Annotated in this window: 20 protein-coding genes, 2 tRNA genes and 1 pseudogene; 13 read left to right on the top strand and 10 right to left on the bottom strand. The window is 69.7% G+C overall.

Annotated features, from left to right (window positions below; genetic code table 11):
- The first annotated feature begins 9 nt into the window (after nt 1-9).
- The 3 genes from mnmA (at nt 10) to ACPW96_RS12020 (ending at nt 3,873) form a co-directional block, all read left to right on the top strand.
- Complete coding sequence (gene mnmA / locus ACPW96_RS12030) at nt 10-1,101, top strand: tRNA 2-thiouridine(34) synthase MnmA (protein WP_425820432.1); 1,092 nt, start codon at nt 10-12, stop codon at nt 1,099-1,101.
- A 178-nt stretch (nt 1,102-1,279) separates the two neighbouring features.
- The gene (gene ligA / locus ACPW96_RS12025; protein WP_425883332.1) at nt 1,280-3,556 is read left to right on the top strand and encodes an NAD-dependent DNA ligase LigA; all 2,277 of its coding nucleotides are present in this window, start codon (nt 1,280-1,282) and stop codon (nt 3,554-3,556) included.
- An 8-nt stretch (nt 3,557-3,564) separates the two neighbouring features.
- Entirely contained in the window at nt 3,565-3,873 is a 309-nt protein-coding gene (locus ACPW96_RS12020; protein ID WP_425820434.1) for a YciI family protein, read from the top strand.
- 27 nt (nt 3,874-3,900) lie between these two features.
- Here ACPW96_RS12020 and ACPW96_RS12015 read toward each other — a convergent pair whose 3' ends face one another.
- Entirely contained in the window at nt 3,901-5,601 is a 1,701-nt protein-coding gene (locus ACPW96_RS12015; RefSeq protein ID WP_425820435.1) for a long-chain-fatty-acid--CoA ligase, read from the bottom strand.
- Nucleotides 5,602-5,681: 80 nt separating this feature from the next.
- Here ACPW96_RS12015 and gatC point away from each other — a divergent pair, with 80 nt between their 5' ends.
- The 6 genes and pseudogenes from gatC (at nt 5,682) to ACPW96_RS11985 (ending at nt 11,364) form a co-directional block, all read left to right on the top strand.
- Nucleotides 5,682-5,981, top strand: a complete 300-nt coding sequence (gatC, locus tag ACPW96_RS12010) for an Asp-tRNA(Asn)/Glu-tRNA(Gln) amidotransferase subunit GatC (RefSeq protein ID WP_425820436.1) — start codon at nt 5,682-5,684, stop codon at nt 5,979-5,981.
- Nucleotides 5,978-7,444: pseudogene (gatA, locus tag ACPW96_RS12005) on the top strand (Asp-tRNA(Asn)/Glu-tRNA(Gln) amidotransferase subunit GatA); the annotation flags it as partial. The gene gatC and the pseudogene gatA, both read left to right, overlap by 4 nt.
- Before the next feature lie 110 nt (nt 7,445-7,554).
- Entirely contained in the window at nt 7,555-9,078 is a 1,524-nt protein-coding gene (gatB, locus tag ACPW96_RS12000; protein WP_425883330.1) for an Asp-tRNA(Asn)/Glu-tRNA(Gln) amidotransferase subunit GatB, read from the top strand.
- A 65-nt stretch (nt 9,079-9,143) separates the two neighbouring features.
- Nucleotides 9,144-10,409, top strand: a complete 1,266-nt coding sequence (gene dinB, locus ACPW96_RS11995) for a DNA polymerase IV (protein WP_425883328.1) — start codon at nt 9,144-9,146, stop codon at nt 10,407-10,409.
- A 57-nt stretch (nt 10,410-10,466) separates the two neighbouring features.
- Complete coding sequence (locus ACPW96_RS11990) at nt 10,467-10,787, top strand: hypothetical protein (RefSeq protein ID WP_425820440.1); 321 nt, start codon at nt 10,467-10,469, stop codon at nt 10,785-10,787.
- A 67-nt stretch (nt 10,788-10,854) separates the two neighbouring features.
- Entirely contained in the window at nt 10,855-11,364 is a 510-nt protein-coding gene (locus tag ACPW96_RS11985; protein ID WP_425820441.1) for a hypothetical protein, read from the top strand.
- A 34-nt stretch (nt 11,365-11,398) separates the two neighbouring features.
- Here ACPW96_RS11985 and ACPW96_RS11980 read toward each other — a convergent pair whose 3' ends face one another.
- From ACPW96_RS11980 to ACPW96_RS11955, 6 genes are all read right to left on the bottom strand, one after another.
- On the bottom strand, nt 11,399-11,884 hold the full coding sequence (locus ACPW96_RS11980) for a DUF2017 family protein (RefSeq protein WP_425883327.1): 486 nt from the start codon (nt 11,882-11,884) through the stop codon (nt 11,399-11,401).
- Nucleotides 11,881-12,183 (bottom strand): ATP-dependent Clp protease adapter ClpS, encoded by a 303-nt coding sequence (gene clpS / locus ACPW96_RS11975; protein WP_425883325.1) that lies wholly within the window; start codon nt 12,181-12,183, stop codon nt 11,881-11,883. Before clpS ends, ACPW96_RS11980 begins: the two co-directional genes overlap by 4 nt.
- Nucleotides 12,180-12,530 carry a metallopeptidase family protein gene (locus ACPW96_RS11970; protein WP_425883324.1) on the bottom strand — a complete coding sequence of 117 codons (351 nt, stop codon included), beginning with the start codon at nt 12,528-12,530 and terminating at the stop codon, nt 12,180-12,182. The genes clpS and ACPW96_RS11970 overlap by 4 nt, the downstream gene beginning before the upstream one ends.
- Before the next feature lie 24 nt (nt 12,531-12,554).
- Nucleotides 12,555-12,630: transfer RNA gene (locus tag ACPW96_RS11965), tRNA-His, on the bottom strand.
- 36 nt (nt 12,631-12,666) lie between these two features.
- Nucleotides 12,667-13,293 (bottom strand): oligoribonuclease, encoded by a 627-nt coding sequence (gene orn / locus ACPW96_RS11960; RefSeq protein ID WP_425883322.1) that lies wholly within the window; start codon nt 13,291-13,293, stop codon nt 12,667-12,669.
- A gap of 45 nt (nt 13,294-13,338) precedes the next feature.
- Nucleotides 13,339-13,411: transfer RNA gene (locus ACPW96_RS11955), tRNA-Arg, on the bottom strand.
- Nucleotides 13,412-13,668: 257 nt separating this feature from the next.
- Here ACPW96_RS11955 and ACPW96_RS11950 point away from each other — a divergent pair.
- The gene (locus ACPW96_RS11950) at nt 13,669-13,878 is read left to right on the top strand and encodes a methyltransferase (RefSeq protein WP_425820446.1); all 210 of its coding nucleotides are present in this window, start codon (nt 13,669-13,671) and stop codon (nt 13,876-13,878) included.
- Here ACPW96_RS11950 and ACPW96_RS11945 read toward each other — a convergent pair.
- On the bottom strand, nt 13,838-14,533 hold the full coding sequence (locus ACPW96_RS11945; protein ID WP_425883321.1) for a YczE/YyaS/YitT family protein: 696 nt from the start codon (nt 14,531-14,533) through the stop codon (nt 13,838-13,840). The genes ACPW96_RS11950 and ACPW96_RS11945 overlap by 41 nt on opposite strands.
- Before the next feature lie 62 nt (nt 14,534-14,595).
- Here ACPW96_RS11945 and ACPW96_RS11940 point away from each other — a divergent pair, with 62 nt between their 5' ends.
- Nucleotides 14,596-16,035 carry a PLP-dependent aminotransferase family protein gene (locus ACPW96_RS11940; RefSeq protein ID WP_425883319.1) on the top strand — a complete coding sequence of 480 codons (1,440 nt, stop codon included), beginning with the start codon at nt 14,596-14,598 and terminating at the stop codon, nt 16,033-16,035.
- Nucleotide 16,036: 1 nt separating this feature from the next.
- Here ACPW96_RS11940 and ACPW96_RS11935 read toward each other — a convergent pair whose 3' ends face one another.
- A complete protein-coding gene (locus ACPW96_RS11935) occupies nt 16,037-16,318 on the bottom strand; it encodes a hypothetical protein (RefSeq protein ID WP_425883317.1) in 282 nt (93 codons plus the stop codon).
- 239 nt (nt 16,319-16,557) lie between these two features.
- Here ACPW96_RS11935 and ACPW96_RS11930 point away from each other — a divergent pair, with 239 nt between their 5' ends.
- Both ACPW96_RS11930 and ACPW96_RS11925 read left to right on the top strand, forming a co-directional pair.
- Nucleotides 16,558-17,073 carry a single-stranded DNA-binding protein gene (locus ACPW96_RS11930; protein WP_425883316.1) on the top strand — a complete coding sequence of 172 codons (516 nt, stop codon included), beginning with the start codon at nt 16,558-16,560 and terminating at the stop codon, nt 17,071-17,073.
- A gap of 76 nt (nt 17,074-17,149) precedes the next feature.
- Complete coding sequence (locus ACPW96_RS11925) at nt 17,150-17,671, top strand: DUF6993 domain-containing protein (RefSeq protein WP_425883315.1); 522 nt, start codon at nt 17,150-17,152, stop codon at nt 17,669-17,671.
- A 75-nt stretch (nt 17,672-17,746) separates the two neighbouring features.
- On the opposite strand, the gene ACPW96_RS11920 is transcribed toward ACPW96_RS11925, so the two are convergent.
- On the bottom strand, nt 17,747-18,007 hold the full coding sequence (locus tag ACPW96_RS11920; protein ID WP_425883313.1) for a hypothetical protein: 261 nt from the start codon (nt 18,005-18,007) through the stop codon (nt 17,747-17,749).
- Nucleotides 18,008-18,244: the final 237 nt, after the last annotated feature.

Here is an 18,244-nt window from a genome sequence, read left to right as displayed (position 1 = left end):
ACTGGAACGATGCGCATCCTGGCGGCCATGAGCGGCGGAGTCGACTCCGCGGTGGCTGCGGCGCGCGCCGTCGACGCCGGGCACGATGTCGTCGGGGTCCATCTCGCGCTCTCCCGCGCCGGGGGCACCCTGAGAACGGGCAGCCGCGGATGCTGCACGATCGAGGACGCGATGGATGCCCGGCGCGCGGCCGATCGCCTCGGCATCCCTTTCTATGTGTGGGACTTCTCGGAGCGCTTCCGCGACGACGTCATCGAGGACTTCATCGCCGAGTACCGCGCCGGACGGACCCCGAATCCGTGTATGCGCTGCAACGAGAAGATCAAGTTCGCGGCTCTCCTGGAGCGCGCGATCGAGCTCGGGTTCGACGCGGTCTGCACCGGCCACTACGCGACGCTTCTCGACGGCCCCGACGGACTCGAGCTGCACAGGGCGTCGGATGCCGCGAAGGACCAGTCCTACGTGCTCGGGGTGCTGACCGCGGAGCAGCTCGCCCACACCTACTTCCCGCTGGGATCGACCCCGTCCAAGGCGCTCGTTCGCGCCGAGGCGGCCGATCGCGGTCTCACCGTCGCGCAGAAGCCGGACAGCCACGACATCTGCTTCATCCCCGACGGCGACACCCGCGGCTGGCTGGCCGAGAAGGTCGGCACGGCGACCGGGGAGATCGTCGATCGGGCGGGCGCCGTCGTGGGCTCCCACGAAGGCGCGCACGCCTTCACGGTCGGGCAGCGCCGGGGACTCTCGCTCGGGGTCCCGGCCGCCGACGGCAAGCCGAGGTTCGTGCTCGAGGTGCGGCCGGTCTCCAACACGGTCGTGGTGGGGCCCAAGGAGGCGCTCGCGATCGCCGAGATCTCCGGGACGCGGTTCTCGTGGGCCGGCAGCGCGCCGGCGGCGAGCGCCTTCGCCTGTCACGTGCAGATCCGCGCCCACGCCGACCCTGTGCCCGCGCGCGCCGACCTCGGCGACGACCTGCTGCGCGTGACCCCGGACAGTCCGCTTGACGGCGTGGCACCTGGTCAGACCGCCGTGCTCTACGACGGCACCCGTGTGCTCGGCCAGTTCACGATCGACACCACGGTGTCGGCAGTACTCGTTTGATCGGGGCTCCGCCCCAAACCCCCGGCTCGCTGGCGCACGCCCTGATCGGGGCTCCGCCCCAAACCCCCGGCTCGCTGGCGCACGCCCTGATCGGGGCTCCGCCCCAAACCCCGGCTCGCTGGCGCACGCCCCAACCTGACTTCCGGCGGGTGTCGGAGGCGGCTCCTAGACTGACGGAGTGGCAGTAGGCGATGCATCCGAACTCCCTGACCTGACCCTCGATGAGGCCCGTGCCGATGCGCAGGCCCTGACGGCGAAAATCCTCGATGCGCGGGATGCGTACTACGGGCGCGACACCGTCGTGGTGGACGACGCCACCTATGACGAGTGGATGCATCGGCTCGAGGCGATCGAGCGCCTCTACCCCGAGCTGCAGGGCCAGGATTCGCCCACCCTGAGCGTCGGCGGGGCATCCGGCACCCTCTTCGCGCCCGTGGCGCACGCCGAGCGGATGCTGAGCCTTGACAACGTGTTCAGCGACGAGGAGTTCCTCGCGTGGGCCGCGAAGGTGGAGCGCGACGCCGGCCGGCGGGTGCACTACCTGTGCGAACTGAAGATCGACGGCCTGGCGCTCTCCCTCCGCTACGAGCGGGGCCGGCTGACCACCGCCGCCACCAGGGGAGACGGCCGGGTCGGCGAGGATGTGACCGACAACGTGCGGCAGATCGCCGGGATACCGCAGCGACTCGCCGGCACCGGGCACCCCGACCTCGTCGAGGTACGAGGCGAGGTGTTCTTCACCACGGCCGACTTCGAGTCCCTCAACGCCTTTCAGGAGTCGGTGGGCGACCGTCTCTTCGCCAACCCGCGGAACGCTGCCAGCGGCTCGCTCAGGCAGAAGACCGAAGGCAAGAACGAGCGCCAGCTCGAGGCCATGAGACAGCGGGTCTCGCGGCTTCGGATGACCGTGCACGGCATCGGCGCGTGGCCGGATCCGCCGGTGGCGGCGCAGAGCGAGGTGTACGAACTGCTCGCGTCGTGGGGTCTGCCGACGAGCAGGTATTACAAGGTGGTCGATTCCGGGCAGGGCGCCGACGAATTCATCCGGCACTACGGCGAGCACCGGCATTCCGTCGAGCACGAGATCGACGGGATCGTCGTCAAGGTCGACGAATTGGCGCTGCACGATGAGCTCGGCGCCACCAGCCGAGCGCCGCGGTGGGCGATTGCGTACAAGTACCCTCCGGAACAGGTCAACACGAAACTGCTCGACATCGTGGTCTCCGTCGGGCGCACGGGGCGCGCGACGCCCTTCGCCGTGATGGAGCCCACCAAGGTGGCCGGGTCGGTGGTGCGCCAGGCGACGCTGCACAACCAGGACGTGGTGAAGGCGAAGGGCGTGCTCATCGGTGACACCGTCGTGCTGCGAAAGGCGGGAGACGTCATTCCCGAGGTCCTCGGCCCGGTGGTCGAGCTGCGCGACGGGTCGGAGCATCCGTTCGTCATGCCGACGGACTGCCCCGAGTGCGGGTCGCCGCTGGCGCCGGCCAAGGAAGGGGACATCGACCTCCGGTGTCCCAACGCCCGGTCCTGCCCGGCACAGGTGCGCGGCCGCGTCGAGCACGTGGGGTCGCGCGGTGCGCTCGACATCGAGGGCCTCGGTGAGGTCTCGGCGGCGGCGCTCACTCAGCCGGTGCGGCCGGAACGCCCCCCTCTCGAGACCGAGGCGGGGCTGTTCGAGCTCACACCGCAGGACCTCTTTCCCATCGATGTCGTCGTACGCGACGCCGAGACCGGACTGCCCCGACTGCTGGAGGACGGCACGCCGGACACCCGTTCGCCGTTCCGCCGGCAACGCAGGAAGACCGAGCCGTTCGACCCTGACGGCCCCTTCGACGGCGACGCGCGCTTCGTGCTGTCCAAGTCCGCGCTCGAGCTGCTGGCCAACCTGGAGGTCGCGAAGACGAAGGAGCTCTGGAGATTCCTGGTCGGGTTGTCCATCCGCCACGTCGGCCCCGTCGCCGCGCGCGCGCTGGCGCAGTGGTTCGGCTCGATGGATGCCATTCGCGCAGCCTCGCGCGATGAGCTGGCTTCAGTGGAAGGAGTCGGCCCCATCATCGCCGACGCCCTGACCGACTGGTTCGAGGTGGACTGGCATCGCGAGATCGTCGATCGGTGGACAGCGGCGGGAGCGCAGCTGAGCACCCCGGGGCACCCAGGTCCCGGCGCCGCATCGGACGCGGGCGGCGTGCTCGCAGGGCTGACGGTGGTCGCCACCGGCTCGCTGGAGGGCTACTCACGCGAGGGCGCACAGCAGGCGATCCTTCAGGCGGGCGGAAAGGCCGCGTCGAGCGTGTCCAAGAAGACGGATTTCGTGGCGGCGGGGCCGGGAGCCGGCTCGAAGCTGGGCAAGGCCGAAGAGCTCGGTGTGCGCATCATCGACGCCGCGCAGTTCCATGTCCTCGTCACGCAGGGTCCCGCCGCGCTGGACGGGCTGTCCACAGCGGAGGCATGATCGAGCACATGGCTCACTGGCTCTACCGCATCGTGCCGACCCGGCCCGGGATGGTCGCGGAACCGACGGATGACGAGATCGCGGTCGTCTCCGCCCACTTCCAGTACCTCTTGGACCTCAAAGAGCGCGGCGACCTCGTCCTCGCCGGGCGCACGCAGGAGACCGAGGGCACCTTCGGAATCACGATCTTCGAGGCGCCCGACGAAGACACGGCTCGCGCGATCATGGATTCGGATCCGGCCGTGGCCGGCGGAGTCATGGCCGCCACGCTGCATCCCTACGCCATCGCCGTCGCCCGCGACGGCCTGGAGTCGTAGCGGGTCAGGGCACGGCGCAGCCGGCCCTCAGCCGCCCGTCGTCAGGCTGAGCAGCGACTCCCGCACCTGTCGCCGCAGAACCTTGCCGATCAGCGACTTGGGCAGCTCGTCCACCACGAAGATGCGGCGGGGAACTTTGTAGGGCGTCAGGATGCCGCGGGCGAACTCGCGGATCGCCTGCACATCGATCTCGTCGCCGGGCGACACCACGACGGCGGCGACGACCTCCTCGCCGGAGTGCTCGCTCGGGAGCCCCACGACCGCGGCGTCTTCGACACGGGGATGCTGGCGGAGCGCGATCTCGACTTCGGTAGGGGCCACGTTGAACCCGCCGGTGATGATGAGCTCCTTGATCCGGTCGACGATGCGCACGAAGCCGCCGTCGTCGACCGTCACGATGTCGCCGGTGCGGAACCAGCCGTCGACGAAGACCTTCTCGGTCTCCTCCGGCTTGCCGTAGTAGCCGCCGAACACCTGCGGTCCCCGCACGACGAGCTCGCCGCGCTCGCCCGGAGCGACATCCTTCGACGGATCGTCGGGATCCACCACCCGCAGCTCCGTGCCGGGCAGGGCAAGACCCACCGTGCCGGGAACCCGGTTGTGCGCGACAGGGTTGGCCATCAGCACCGGCGAGCACTCCGAGAGCCCGTAGCCCTCGACGAGGTAGCCGCCCGAAGCCGCCTCGAACGGCACCACCAGCTCGTGCGGGAGGGCCATCGCGCCGGAGATGGCGACCTCGGTTCCGCGCAGCGAAACACCCGCTTCGCGGGCGGCCTTGAGCAGGCGGTCGGCGATCGGGGGCACCAGCGGCAGGAAGGTCGCCGGTCGCTTCTTCATGACCGCGAGCACCATGTCGGGGTCGAAGCGGGGGAACAGCACCAGACGGGCTCCCATGCTCATCGCGAAGGTCAGGCAGAGGGTGAGTCCGTAGGCGTGGAACATCGGCAGCACCGCGTACACGACGCATCCGGGGCCGCGAGTGATGCTCGGCACCCATGCCCGTGCTTGGGCGGCGTTCGACAGGAGATTCCGGTGGGTCAGCGATGCGCCCTTCGGGGTGCCGGTCGTTCCGCTCGTGTACTGGATGATGGCGAGGTCGTCCGTGCCGGGCACCGGATGCGAACCGGGGAGAGGAGGAGAGGCGGTGAGGCGTTCCCACTCGACGGTGCCGCGAACCTCGGCGTGCAGGGCGTCGCGTGCCTCGCGGGCCTTGGCGATCGGCAGGCGCAGCATGGCGCGCGTCTTGAAGGGCATCGCCCGGGTGACATCCACGCTCACGAGCCCGGGCACTCCGAGGTCATCCGGGAACTGCTGCACGACCTCGACGATCTTGCTCCAGACGATGGCCGTCTTGGCCCCGTGGTCCTCGAACTGCTTCCGCAGCTCACGCGGGGTGTACAGCGGGTTGTGCTCGACGACGACCGCGCCGAGTCGCAGCACCGCGTAGAACGCGACGATGTGCTGCGGGCAGTTCGGCAGAACGATGGCGACGGGATCTCCCGCGCCCACACCGAGCTCCCTGAGACCCGCGGCGGCGCGCTCGATCTGCTCGTTCAGCGCGCGGTAGGTCGTCTCGCGACCGAAGAACTCGAGCGCCACCGCGTCGGGGAACTCGCGCGCGGAACGCTGGACGATGTCGACGAGACTGCCCGTGACGACCGGCAGGTCTTCCGGGACCCCTTCTGCGTAGCTGGCGGTCCAGGGGCGAGGAGGGTCGTACGTCGTCACCCGCTCAGCCTAGAACGGGGAGGCTCTCCCCGGTGGGTCGACGGTCCGCGGGCGCGGAGGCGCGCTCGTAGGATAGGGGAGTGTCTGAAATAACACCCGATCTCGTGCGCCATCTCGGCGTGCTCGCCAGGATCCAGCTGAGCGACGAGGAGGTGGAGCGCCTCACCGGGCAGCTCGACGTCATCGTGGACAACATCGCCAAGGTGTCCCGAGTGGCCACCCCCGACGTGCCCGCGACGAGCCACCCGATCCCGCTGCAGAACGTCTTCCGGCCGGACGAGCCTGGTCAGACTCTCACGCTCGAGCAGGCGCTGCGGAACGCACCGGATGCGGCCGACGGGCGCTTCCGTGTGACGGCGATCCTGGGGGAGGAGCAGTGACCGGGCTCGAAGCGGCGACCGACCTGGTGCGCCTGAGCGCCGCCGACCTGGCGTCGAAGCTCGCCTCCGGCGAGGTCTCGAGCGTCGAAGCCACGCGCGCCCACCTCGATCGGATACAGGCCGTGGACGGCGACATCCACGCCTTCCTGCACATCAGCGAACGGGCGCTCGATGTCGCTGCCGAGATCGACAGCCGCCGCACGAACGGTGATCAGCTCGGCCCCCTCGCCGGTGTCCCGCTCGCCATCAAGGACGTCCTCGTCACGACCGACATGCCCTCCACGAGCGGCTCGCGCATCCTCGAGGGGTATATGTCCCCGTTCGATGCGACCGTCGTCGCGCGGGCGCGCGCCGCGGGTCTCGTTCCCCTCGGCAAGACCAACATGGACGAGTTCGCCATGGGATCCTCGACCGAGCACTCCGCCTACGGACCGACGCACAACCCCTGGGATCTCGACCGCATCCCCGGTGGCTCCGGCGGCGGTTCGGCCGCGGCCGTCGCCGCCTTCGAAGCCCCGCTCGCCCTCGGCAGCGACACCGGCGGCTCCATCCGCCAGCCCGCCCACGTCACGGGCACGGTGGGCCTCAAGCCGACGTACGGCGGCGTGAGCCGCTACGGCGCGATCGCGCTGGCATCGAGCCTCGACCAGGTCGGTCCCGTCACGCGCACCGTCCTCGACGCGGGGCTGCTGCACGACGTCATCGGCGGGCACGACCCGTTCGACTCGACGTCGCTCCTCGACCAGTGGCCGTCCTTCGCCGAGGCCGCCCGCGATGGCGCGCGCGGCGATGTGCTCCGGGGACTGCGGGTCGGAGTGATCTCCGAGCTTCCCGACGAGGGGTTTCAGCCGGGCGTCTCCGCATCGTTCCGGGAGGCCCTCGCCAAGATGGAGGCGCACGGCGCCGAGATCGTCGAGATCAGCGCTCCGCACTTCGAGTACGGGGTCGCCGCCTACTACCTGATCCTCCCGGCCGAGGCATCCAGCAACCTGGCGAAGTTCGACTCGGTGCGCTTCGGCATGCGCGTCACCCCGCACGCCGCGGCGACGGTCGAGGAGGTCATGGCGGCGACGCGTGACGCCGGTTTCGGCGACGAGGTCAAGCGCCGCATCATCCTCGGCACCTATGCGCTGAGCGCCGGGTACTACGACGCGTACTACGGCAGCGCGCAGAAGGTGCGCACGCTCATCCAGCGCGACTTCGACAGCGCGTTCCAGAAGGTGGATGTGCTCGCGACGCCCTCCGCCCCGACGACCGCCTTCAAGCTCGGCGAGAAGATCGATGACCCGATGCAGATGTACCTGAACGACGTGACGACGATTCCGGCGAACCTCGCGGGCGTGCCGGGCATCTCGATCCCGTCGGGCCTGGCATCCGAGGACGGCCTGCCGGTCGGCATCCAGTTCCTGGCACCCGCCCGCGAGGACGCCCGCCTCTACCGGGTGGGCGCCGCGCTCGAAGCGCTCCTCGTGGACGAATGGGGAGGCCCGCTGCTCGACCGGGCGCCCCTCCTGCCGGCAGCCCGCGCAACGACCCTTCGGCAGGCTCAGGGACCGATGGAAGGGAAGGCCTGATGGCCAAGGCGAAGCTGATGGACTACGACAAGGCCATCGAGCTGTTCGAGCCGGTGCTCGGCTTCGAGGTGCACGTCGAGCTCAACACCAAGACGAAGATGTTCTCCTCGGCTCCGAACAACTTCGGCGCCGAACCCAACACCAACCTCTCGCCGGTGTGCCTCGGCCTCCCCGGCTCGCTGCCGGTCGTCAATGAGCAGGCCATCCGGCACTCGATCAGCCTCGGGCTGGCGCTGGGCTGTCAGATCGCCGAGTCCAGCCGCTTCGCCCGCAAGAACTACTTCTACCCGGACCTCGGCAAGAACTACCAGATCTCGCAGTACGACGAGCCGATCGCGTTCGACGGCTCGGTCGATGTCGAGCTCACGGATGGCGCGCGCGTGACGGTGCCCATCGAGCGGGCGCACATGGAAGAGGATGCGGGCAAGCTGACCCACGTCGGCGGCTCGACGGGCCGCATCCAGGGAGCGGAGTACTCGCTCGTCGACTACAACCGCGCGGGAGTGCCGCTCGTCGAGATCGTCACGAAGATCATCTACGGCGCCGAGCACCGCGCGCCCGAGCTCGCGAAGGCATACGTGCAGACGATTCGCGACATCGTCCTCGCGCTGGGCATCTCCGACGCGAAGATGGAACGGGGCAACCTGCGCTGCGACGCCAACGTCTCGCTTCGCCCGAGGACGGCGGATGGCGAGCCACCGGCGCCCCTCGGCACGCGCACCGAGACCAAGAACGTCAACTCGATGCGCTCGGTGGAGCGTGCCGTGCGGTACGAGATCCAGCGCCAGGCGGCGATCCTGGCCGACGGCGGGAGCATCACCCAGGAGACGCGGCACTGGCACGAGGACACGGGCACGACCTCGCCCGGTCGTCCCAAGTCGGACGCCGACGACTACCGCTACTTCCCCGAGCCGGACCTGCTTCCCGTCGTCCCGTCGGCCGAGCTGATCGCCGAGCTGCGGGCGGCGCTGCCGGAAGCACCCGCCGATCGCCGCCGCCGCCTGAAGACCGACTGGGGCTTCACCGATCTGGAGTTCCAGGACGTCGCGAACGGAGGGCTGCTCGCCGAGATCGAGGCGACGGTCGCCGCAGGTGCGACCCCGGCTGCCGCTCGCAAGTGGTGGACGGGCGAGCTGACCCGCATCGCGAACGCCGAGGGACGAGAGGTCGCCGATCTCGTCTCACCCGCCGACGTCGCGGCCGTGCAGAAGCTCGTCGAGGACGGCACGCTGAACGACAAGCTCGCGCGCCAGGTGCTGGGCGGCGTCATCGCCGGCGAAGGCACGCCGCAGCAGGTCATCGACGCGCGGGGCCTTGCCGTGGTGTCGGATGACGGAGCACTCATCGCCGCGATCGATGAGGCGCTCGCCTCGCAGCCGGACGTGCTGGCGAAGATCCGCGACGGCAAGGTGCAGGCGGCCGGTGCGGTCATCGGCGCCGTCATGAAGGCCATGCGAGGACAGGCGGATGCCGCCCGCGTGCGCGAACTGGTGCTCGAGCGCGCAAGCGCGCACGGAGCGTAGAACGGACGCGAGCGCCGGCATCCGGAGGCGAGGCGGATGTCGGCTGCCGCGGCGAGGATGGTGCCATGGGTCGGGGTGACGGCAGCGAGCGCATCGTCTCGGATGCGGATGCCGACGACTCCGGCACCGGCATCCTGCACGTCGACATGGACGCCTTCTACGCGTCGGTCGAGATGCTGGATGACCCGTCGCTGCGCGGCAAGCCGATCGTCGTCGGCGCACCAGAGGGGCGCTCCGTCGTCTCCAGCGCCTCGTACGAGGCTCGTCGGTTCGGGGTGCGCTCGGCGATGCCGGTGTCGCAGGCGCTGCGGCTGTGTCCGCAGGCGATCGTGGTGCTGCCGCACTTCGACCGCTACCTGGAGGTCTCGAGGCAGGTGATGAAGATCTTCTCCGATGTCACGCCGCTCGTCGAGCCCCTCTCGATCGACGAGGCCTTCCTCGACGTGCGGGGTGCACGGCGTCTGTGGGGGAGCCCGGCTGAGATCGCGAGGGCCATTCGGAGCCGGGTGCAGCTCGAGACCGGCATCACGTGCAGCGTCGGGGTCGCGTCGACGAAGCATGTCGCGAAGATGGCGTCCACGATCTGCAAGCCCGACGGCCTGCTGGTCGTCCCGGCGGCGGCCACGGAGGAGTTCCTGCGACCACGACCCGTGCGGGCGCTGTGGGGCATCGGACCGAAGTCCGCCGAGTCGCTCGAGGGACGAGGAATCCACACCGTCGCCGATGTGCTCGACACGCCGCGCGATGTGCTCGACCGAGCCCTCGGGCCCGCGATGGGTGAGCGCATCTGGCACCTCGTGCGCGGCATCGATGCGCGCGCCGTCTCGACGACGCACGTCGAGAAGAGCATCGGGCACGAGGAGACGTTCTCCGAGGACATCGCCGATCCGGCGTATCTCCGGGCCGAACTGCTGCGGCTCGCCGATCGGGTGGCCGGGCGCCTGCGCCACGGCGGGTGGGAGGCCTCCACGGTCGCCATCAAGGTGCGGTTCGCGGACTTCACGACGATCAGCCGGTCCCAGACGCTCTCGGAGCCGTCGGACGTCGGTCAGCGGATCGGCGACGCCGCCCGCGAGCTTCTCTCCTCCATCGACCTCCATCAGGCCGTGCGGCTGGTCGGCGTGCGCGCCGAGAAGCTGCGCCCCGCCGGGGGTGGCGGGATGGGGCTGTGGGACGACGATGCGGAGTGGCGTCGCATCGACGATGCGCTGGATGACGCGACCGCGCGGTTCGGAAAGGGCGCGGTGACGCGGGCGACGTTCCTCGGGCGCACGGAGCGTGGCGCGTCCCTGCCCTCGCACCCCCGTCCACCCGAACCGTCCGACGATTGAGCGGACGATCCCGTTCCGACCCTGGGCAGCACGAGCCGCGCGGGGTAGCGTGGACGTATGCCCAACATCGCACTCGAGCTCGGCAAGCAGTCCGCATCCCTCGGCGTCCACAGCGCCTACGGCGAGCAGCAGGACGTAGACGGCATCCGCCTCATTCCCGTGGCCATCTCATGGTCGGGATTCGGCGGCGGCTCTGACGAGGCCGGCAACGGCGGCGGCGGGGGCGGCGGATACGCCGTGCCGATCGGCGCCTACATCCGCCGGGGCGACGACCTCCGCTTCGAGCCCAACGTCGTGTCCTTCCTCGCCGTTGCGATCCCCTTCGTGTGGGTTGCCGGACGCGCGCTCAGCCGTGTCATCCGCGCCCTCAAGAAGTAGCAGCACGCAGGCCGATCCCTTCGCGACCGCCCTCCGACGGGCGACCGCTTCTCTTCGCGCGGCCATCGTGGGGCTGTCCGCCGCCAACCCCGTCGTCCTGATCGACGGACGCAGCGGAGCGGGCAAGTCGAGCCTTGCGCGTGCCCTGGTGGCGGACTGGCCGCTGCGAGGGCGGGTTCAGCTCGTCGCGCTCGATTCCCTCTACCCGGGGTGGGACGGGCTCGAGGACGGCGTCGTCGCCGCGCGCAATCTGATCCTCGCCCCCCACGCGCGAGGGCTGATCGGCGTCTGGCAGCGGTTCGACTGGGACATCGACGAGTACGCCGAGGCGCACGCCGTCGATCCGTCGCTCCCGCTCATCGTCGAGGGCTCGGGCATCATCACGCCGGTCACGGCCCGCCTCGCCGATATCCGAGTGCTCCTGGAGGCGCCGCCCGACTCCCGCAAGCGCCGAGCTCTGACCCGTGACGGCGATGCCTTCCGCCCGCACTGGGACCGCTGGGCCGAGCAGGAGGAGCGCCACCTGAGGCGAGACGAGCCGGCGTTGCACGCCACGCACGTCTTCTCCATGCCGTGAGCCCTTCTCGGCGCCGAGCCGGGGGACCGCAGGATCAGGGCTCTGAAGCCTGCAGCAGGCCTTCGAGCCGGTAGCCGAGCCAGTCGTAGACGCCGAAGCGGGGATCCGCCTCGTCCCGGTCGTCTTCATCCTCGATGCCGAGACGCGACGCGATCACCAGCCGGATGGCGGTGAGGGTGCGCATCCAGGACCGCACTCCCTCCTCGTCCAGGGCGATGTCGACGAGGCGCGTGTCGTTGTCCGGCATCTCCTCGTCGTCGTCCGGAGTGCCCCCGAGATCACGGAGAACGCGGGCAGCGTCCTCAGCTCGACGTCCGAGCAGATCGGACCGGGTGGCTCGCCGGAAGTCCTCGGACGCCTCCGCGTCACCGGGGTAGGCATCGGGCACGAGCCGTGCGATCGCGGGGTCGAGGTCCTCGGTGGGGGATTCGTCGACGAGCTCGGCGAACTGCGCCACGAGATCTGCGAGGTGCTTCGCCTCGATACCGGTGATCGTCAGGATCAGCATCCGCCCGCTCATCCGTCCGCCCTCCGCACCGTCGCCCACAGCCCGTAGTCGTGCATGGCCTGCGCGTGAAGTTCCATCTGCTCCCTCGGCCCCTCCGCGACCACCGCGTGCCCCTCGTTGTGCACGGCGAGCATCCGCTCCCTGGCCTTCTCGGGCGAGAACCCGAAGTACTCGCGGAACACCCGCACGACATACGTCATCAGGTTCACCGGGTCGTTCCAGACCACCGTCTGCCACGAGCCCGTAATGGCAGGCGCGTCATCCAGATCGAGATCCCGGTCGATCCGCGGCGCCGAATCGACGGCGGTCATGCCCAGCCCAGCTCGTGCAGCCGGTCATCGTCGATGCCGTAGAAGTGGGCGATCTCGTGCACGAGGGTCGTGTGCACTTCGTCGCGGAGGTCGTCGATGCTGTCGCACGCCTCGAGGTGCGGCTCGCGATACACGATGATCCGGTCGGGCAGTTCTCCCTGGCCGTACCGGTCCCGCTCCGTCAGCGCCAGGCCGTCGTAAAGCCCGAGCAGGTCGAGACTGCCGTCCTCCGGGCGGTCCTCCACGACGAAGACGATGTTGTCGAGGCCGTCGACCATATCATCGGGGAGGAGGTCCAGCTCGTCGACCACGAGCGCCTCGAACGTCGCAGAATCCATGTCGATCATCGGGCGTGCTCGACCTCGCTCATCTGGGGTGAGTAACGGGGCTCGAACCCGCGACATCGGCCACCACAAGGCCGCGCTCTACCAACTGAGCTATACCCACCGTGTGCTCGCATGCGCGGGCAACCAGACGATTGTATTACACCTCGGTGGCGAACGCCGACACGGCAGAGGCCGCCGCGGCGCGCGCGCCGTCGCTCGTCGGCCCCGGCTGGGCGACGAAGACCGCCTGACGGTAGTAGGCCAGCTCACGGATCGATTCCAGGATGTCGGCGAGGGCGCGGTGCCCGCCGTCCTTGGACGGGGCATGGATGTAGGCGCGCGGGTACCACCGGCGGGCGAGCTCCTTGATGCTCGACACATCGACGTTGCGGTAGTGCAGCCACCGGTCGATGCGGGGCATGTAGGACGCGAGGAACATGCGGTCGGTGCCGATGGTGTTGCCCGCCAGCGGGGCCTTGCCCTCGGCGGGCACGAACCGCTGGATGTACTCGAGCGCGAGGAACTCGGCCTCGGCAAGGCTGACGCCGTGTGGGATCTCTTCGAGAAGGCCCGACGAGCGGTGCATGTCGGTGACGAACTCGCTCATGTTCGCCAGCGCGCTGTCATCCGGCTTGATCACGATGTGGAATCCGGCATCGAGCGGACGAAGGTCGAAATCGGTCACCACCACGGCGATCTCGACCAGCTCGTCGACCGCCACATCGAGTCCCGTCATCTCGCAGTCGATCCACACGAGCCGGTCGTTCTCGGAAGCGCCCACCATGCGACCCATCCTAATGACGGGCGCCGACAGGCCGACCCGATGAAGTCCCCCAGGCAGGATTCGAACCTGCGACCAGCGGATTAGAAGGCCGCTGCTCTATCCACTGAGCTACTGGGGGTCGCATCATCCAGGTTACCGGGCGCGACGCGCCGGCGCGGGGGTGCGGGGCGGGGCCCCGTCAAGGGGCGCGCGTCAGCAAGCCGGGGGCATGGGGCGGAGCCCCACAAGGGGGCACGCGTCAGCAAGCCGGGGGTGCGGGGCGGAGCCCCGTCAAGGGCGCGCGTCAGCAAGCCGGGGGTTCGGGGCGGAGCCCCGTCAAGGGGTAGTTTCCATCCGCCGCCCGGCGTAACGTCGAGACGGCGGAAGGAGTGCATCATGACGAACACGAGGACGCACCGCTTGTGGGTCGCGCACAACGACACCGGCGCGGTGGGAACCATCCAGCAGGACGACGACGTTTACACGGTCCGGATGCTCGGCCGCGACGAACCCGCGGGTACTTACCCGTCGATGGAGGTCGCGAAGAACGCGCTGTTCTCCCAGCTCAAGCCCGGCTCTGCCTGGCCCGAGTTCCGGGAGCACTGAGCTCCCCTCCGCCGGCCGCCGCGGTGGCGCCGCCTGAGCCGACCGTATCGCGGACGTCGTCCTCTCGGGCGGCGGATGCGCGCGCTCCCGTGTCGAGGAGCGGCAGCGCGACGTGCACCAGCGGGCCGATGAGGAACGCGAACGCGAGCGTTCCGACCCCGACCGTGCCGCCGAGGACCCACCCGATGGCGAGCACGGTGATCTCCACGGTTCCGCGCGCGAGCCAGATCGGCCACCCCAAGCGCGCCTTGATTCCGGTCATCAGCCCATCTCGTGGACCCGGACCGAACCGCGCTCCGATGTAGAGCCCGGAGGCGACGGCGACCATGAGCAGCCCGGCCGCGAACACCAGCACCTGGGGGAAGAGCCCGCTCGGGGCGGAGACAAGGGAGAGCGTCGCCTGCATGCTCGTGCCGACGATGAGGATGTTGGCGATCGTTCCGATCCCGGGCTTCTGCCGAAGCGGTATCCAGAGCAGCAGCACGCCGAATCCGATGATGTTGGTGACCCACCCGATGCCGATGCCGGTGTGCACGGAGACACCCTGGGCGAAGACGGTCCAAGGGTCGACACCGAGCCCCGCTTCGACCGTCAGCGCGCACCCCGCGCCGTACAGCACGAGTCCGATGAGGAGTTGCAGAACGCGTCGGGTCATGAGGGCAATCCAATCGTACGATTGGACCGGTACATAGAGGCCAATATCGGTATAGTGGCCCCATGATGGACTCCCGCGTTTCCGCGCGCACTCTCGAGAACCTGCTCGGACCGTGGCGCACCCGCGAGCCTGCCTACGAGGCCATCGCGGACAGCGTGCGGCTGCTCTGCCTCGATAATCGCCTCGCCCCCGGCACAGCGCTCCCCGCGGAACGGGAGCTCGCCGCCCGGCTGCGGGTGAGTCGCACGACGGTGGCCGCCGCGTACCGCAGCCTCCGCGACAGTGGTCACATCGAAAGCCATCGAGGGTCCGGAAGCGTGACGTTACCGCTGGGCGGCAGCGCCCCCGGCGGATTTCCCGCGTCCGAGGGCGTGGTCGATCTGCAGCAGGCGAGCCCTTCGGCCTGGCCAGGGCTGGCCGCGGCCTACGGGGACGCGGCAGCCAACGCCGCCTCCCTGGTGTCCCGGACGGGGTACGACGTCGTCGGCAGACCGGCGCTGCGGGAGGCGATCGCCGCGCACTACGTCGAGCGTGGGCTCCCGACCACTGCGTCTCAGATCATGGTGACGAACGGCGCGCAGAGCGCCATCGCCCTCGTGGCGTCGCTGTTCGTCTCGAGAGCGGATCGAGTCGTCATCGAGACACCGACCTATCCGCACGCAGCCGAGGCGTTCCGGCGGCGGGGCGCGAGGCTCGTCGGCGTGCCCGTGGTCAGCGGCCATGGCTGGGACCTGGAACGGGCCGAGCACGCCTTTCGTCGCGCCGTGCCCAGCGCCGCCTACCTGATGCCCGACTTCCAGAATCCGACGGGCTCGACCATGACGCGCGACGAGCGGGTTGGTTTCGCCGAAGCGGCCCGGCAGGCGGGTGCGACGCTGATCATCGACGAGACGACGGCCGAACTCGACATCGATCGTCCTCGGTCTTCGGTTCCGTTCGCGAGCGTGGCGGAGGCCATGGGCGGTGTCGGGCTGGTCACAATCGGATCTCTCGGCAAGACGGTGTGGGGTGGGCTGCGCATCGGCTGGATCCGCGCAGAGGTGGACGTCATCAGGCGCCTGGTGGCGGCGCGAACCGCGCACGATCTCGGCACACCGGAATTCGAACAGTCGGTCGCGGAGCATCTCTTCCGACAGATGGCGGAGATCCTGGCGCAGCGCTCCGGGCTGCTCCGGGAGGGCCGTGATGCGGCGATGGCCGCCCTCGCGCTGCGGATGCCGGAATGGGACGTACCGGCAGTTCACGGTGGGGTCTCGCTCTGGGTCGGACTGGGAGAGCCGCTCAGCTCCAACCTTGTCATGAGCGCCCGCCGGCGTGGCCTGCTTCTCTCCGCAGGCCCGCGCTTCTCGGTGGACGGGGGGCACGAACGGCACCTGCGCATTCCGTTCACCGTTTCTCGCCACACCATCGAACGCGCCGTGGACACCCTGGCGGAGGCCTGGGGCGACGTGTCGGACGGTGTGGCGTTCGAGGGCACCGATTCGCTTTCCTCCGTCATCTGAGTCACGACGAGTACCGCAGGGATGCGACGGCGTCATCCGCCGACCAGAACTCGCCGAGGTCGCGGAATCGCGTGGACGGCGAGTGATACCTCTTCGCACGGAAGCGCACACCGAGGGGATGGCTGAAACTCTGCACGTGACCGATCACGTGCCCTGACGGGTCGAGCACCCGCCAGAGGTCATGGCCGGCCGGCTGCAGCCGCTCCCGTGCCCCGGCGGAGAGGCGGGGCACGGATTGATCAGTCCCCATAGCCGCCGCGGCGGCTGTCAGCTGCATCGTCATGGTGGATTCCCTTCGTCGCATCGAACATATCTACGACCCCCGACATTGTGACCGCCGCGGGCATCCGTGACCCGAGTCAGGGATTCCTCCCCAGGCGGGCATGACCTCTCTCGTCCCACAACCCGCGCTTTTCGCCCTCCCCGGGTGCCCGCACCCCGCACTCTGGGTGCAGTTCGGGCGTCGGCAGGGCACGCCGACGCCCGAACAGCGGGGAGGGTCCCCGCGGAAAGGAATCGAACATGAGTGACACCATCACCATCACGGGAAACATCGGAACGCCGCCGGAGCGCAAGGTCACAGCGGCCGGGGTCGTGATCACGAGCTTCCGGGTGGCCAGCAGCCAGCGCCGATTCGACCGCGCCACCGGAGGCTGGATCGACGGAGAGACGAACTGGTACACGGTCTCGGCCTTCCGCGCCCTGGCCGAGCACGTCTACGAGTCCTTCCATCGCGGCGAGCGGGTGATCGTGACGGGGCGCTTGCATCTGCGCGAGTGGGACAACGGCATCAAGAAGGGGTTCGCCGCCGAGATCGACGCCGAGGCCGCGGGACACGACCTGCTCTGGGGAACCACGCGCTTCCGCAAGGACGAGACCGACCAGCCGCCGGTGGATCCGGCCGAGGTCGACGCACTGCAGAATCAGGGCGAGACGGATTCCGGCGGCTGGAGCGCGCCCGGGCAGTCCGTCGTCACCGACTGGAGCACGGTGGACCCCAACGCAGACGAGCTCGCCGCCACTGCGGCGCCATTCTGACGCGCGCGCCCTGAGGACGGCGGCTGCGCTCCGGCGCATCCATGGCGGTCGGGGGTGGCGGCCATAGACTCTGTGCGTGACTCGCCACCCCCGCCGATGCCGGTCTTCGGCGGTGGTGACCAGCGTCACGATCGCTGCCGCCCTCGCGCTGTCGGGGTGCACGGGCGATCCGACACCCCCGCCTTCGACCTCGTCGACCGCCCCGCAACCCGGTGCAACGAACGCCTCGCCGTCGACCGACGTCGGCCCGAGCCCGCAGCCGGCGCCCGCGCTTCAGCCGGACGGCTCGGCCGCCGACAATCTCCCGTTCTTCGCCGCCATCACCGCCGCCGTGTGGGCCAGTGACCGCCGCACCGAGGGCCGGGCGTACATCGACGCGCTGGCGGCCGGTGGTTTCGACAAGGCCGCGATGCAGGTGACCGATGACGCATCCACCGTAGGCAACCCCGCCGAGAGCATCCAGTTCTCGGTGCTGTGGAAGGGCGAGTGTCTGATCGGTCAAGTCGGACCCGCTACGGGGGATCCGGTCACGGTTGTCGCCCCGGGCCTGGAAGGGGGCGGCTGCCTCGTAGGGGAGACACGGCTGATCGACTGGTGAGATCGCCTGGTGACGCGCCGGAGCGCTACGGGGCCGGCGGAGGGTCGAGCTCGCTCGCGACGACGGCGGCGCGCCTCAGGCGGTCTCGGGGGAGGAGGTGCGATCGGACGTCGGGTGTGCCGGGAGCGCGGTTTCCCCGCGGCGATCGAGCTCCCTGAGGTGGTGTGCCGCGGAGCGGTGGTGCGTCCTGGATGTGGCGAAGTAGCCGTCGAAGGCTGCCGCCTCGGCGAGGCTCAGCTGCTCCCAATAGGCCCTTCTCAGGTCGTCGAGAGGGATCGAGGCGAGGAGTTCACCGCGTCCACGGATGAACTGGCGGACGCGGGAGAGAACGATCATGCGGCGAGCTTTCGTGCGGAAGGGAGACACGAGTCGATAGGCGGGCTATTCACTCGGGAACACGCTCCCCTGTGCGAGGCCGCGGGTCTCGGCATCGAGCCCACGGCAAGAGAGCGCTGGTGAGCGCGCTCCTGAGCGTGCGTGCCCGCAGGCGGGCGGATGGCCATTTCGGGTAGCCGCACTCTTCATATGGCCGCTCTCGCGCTTGCACCGGGTTATACACACCCCGCGAGGCAC

It is taken from the genome of Micromonospora sp. DT81.3 (assembly GCF_049847225.1).
Lineage (GTDB): Bacteria > Actinomycetota > Actinomycetes > Actinomycetales > Microbacteriaceae > Microbacterium.
Note: the sequence above shows the minus strand (reverse complement) of the source record. Positions and strands in the feature narration are given on the sequence as shown.

Excerpts from the sequence above, each read along its gene's own strand:
- mnmA (WP_425820432.1), top strand. The coding sequence starts at position 10 with ATGCGCATCCTGGCGGCCATGAGCGGCGGAGTCGACTCCGCGGTGGCT.
- ACPW96_RS12020 (WP_425820434.1), top strand. The coding sequence starts at position 3,565 with ATGGCTCACTGGCTCTACCGCATCGTGCCGACCCGGCCCGGGATGGTC.
- gatB (WP_425883330.1), top strand. The coding sequence starts at position 7,555 with ATGGCCAAGGCGAAGCTGATGGACTACGACAAGGCCATCGAGCTGTTC.
- dinB (WP_425883328.1), top strand. The coding sequence starts at position 9,144 with ATGGGTCGGGGTGACGGCAGCGAGCGCATCGTCTCGGATGCGGATGCC.
- ACPW96_RS11990 (WP_425820440.1), top strand. The coding sequence starts at position 10,467 with ATGCCCAACATCGCACTCGAGCTCGGCAAGCAGTCCGCATCCCTCGGC.
- ACPW96_RS11980 (WP_425883327.1), bottom strand. The coding sequence starts at position 11,884 with ATGAGCGGGCGGATGCTGATCCTGACGATCACCGGTATCGAGGCGAAG.
- clpS (WP_425883325.1), bottom strand. The coding sequence starts at position 12,183 with ATGACCGCCGTCGATTCGGCGCCGCGGATCGACCGGGATCTCGATCTG.
- ACPW96_RS11970 (WP_425883324.1), bottom strand. The coding sequence starts at position 12,530 with ATGATCGACATGGATTCTGCGACGTTCGAGGCGCTCGTGGTCGACGAG.
- orn (WP_425883322.1), bottom strand. The coding sequence starts at position 13,293 with ATGGTGGGCGCTTCCGAGAACGACCGGCTCGTGTGGATCGACTGCGAG.
- ACPW96_RS11950 (WP_425820446.1), top strand. The coding sequence starts at position 13,669 with ATGACGAACACGAGGACGCACCGCTTGTGGGTCGCGCACAACGACACC.
- ACPW96_RS11945 (WP_425883321.1), bottom strand. The coding sequence starts at position 14,533 with ATGACCCGACGCGTTCTGCAACTCCTCATCGGACTCGTGCTGTACGGC.
- ACPW96_RS11940 (WP_425883319.1), top strand. The coding sequence starts at position 14,596 with ATGATGGACTCCCGCGTTTCCGCGCGCACTCTCGAGAACCTGCTCGGA.
- ACPW96_RS11935 (WP_425883317.1), bottom strand. The coding sequence starts at position 16,318 with ATGACGATGCAGCTGACAGCCGCCGCGGCGGCTATGGGGACTGATCAA.
- ACPW96_RS11930 (WP_425883316.1), top strand. The coding sequence starts at position 16,558 with ATGAGTGACACCATCACCATCACGGGAAACATCGGAACGCCGCCGGAG.
- ACPW96_RS11920 (WP_425883313.1), bottom strand. The coding sequence starts at position 18,007 with ATGATCGTTCTCTCCCGCGTCCGCCAGTTCATCCGTGGACGCGGTGAA.